Consider the following 608-nt stretch of genomic DNA (forward strand, 5'->3'; position numbering starts at 1 on the left):
GATATAAGATGGGGCTGTTATATCCCAGTGATGGTGAGAAAAATCAGGCATTTTTTCCGGATTTCGCACCTGCACTTTATTAAAACTGGCCATACCATTCTTGCGCAGCCATTCTGACACCCCCTTTATAAGGATTTCTTCGATAAGTAACTGTCCGCGAACATCTCGCGGCGACTTATGGCCCTCATGCAAATGGACGTAAGAAATCAGGCACGCGCCAAGGGCATCATCTTTATCACGCCTTATGAGTTCCCCCCTTACCATCTGGTCTTCAAGCAGTTTAACGGGCACATGTTTGGTCAGTTTGACAGGCGCACCTGAAACTTTTGCAAGGAGATAAGCTGGTATTACGCCCTGATAGGCTCTCAAAGCGAAGAATGTATTCGCATAAACCGAACGGGCCTCACTATGGGCTGATAACAGTGCATTCCAGAAGTTGCGAGTATTGTAATCTTTGTTCAAATACAGAAATGCCTCACGCTTTGGTAAGGGCATATGGGGAAAACGCATGATGTTTTCTCCAGCACGGGAAATGCGCTGGCGTGCAGCCTCCTCGGATAGTCCCTTTTTGATCAGGATTTCTTTCATTTTCGAAGAAGCCATTGGGC

At 46.7% G+C, this 608-nt stretch carries 1 protein-coding gene; it reads right to left on the reverse strand.

Going from position 1 to position 608, the window contains the following annotated elements:
• A partial coding sequence (locus tag WH277_RS05495) for a hypothetical protein (protein WP_339504882.1) occupies positions 1-588 on the reverse strand: 588 nt, incomplete at its 3' end.
• Between the last annotated feature and the right edge of the window lie 20 nt (positions 589-608).

This window comes from Erwinia sp. MYb416 (assembly GCF_037479575.1).
Classification (GTDB): Bacteria; Pseudomonadota; Gammaproteobacteria; order Enterobacterales; family Enterobacteriaceae; genus Erwinia; species Erwinia rhapontici.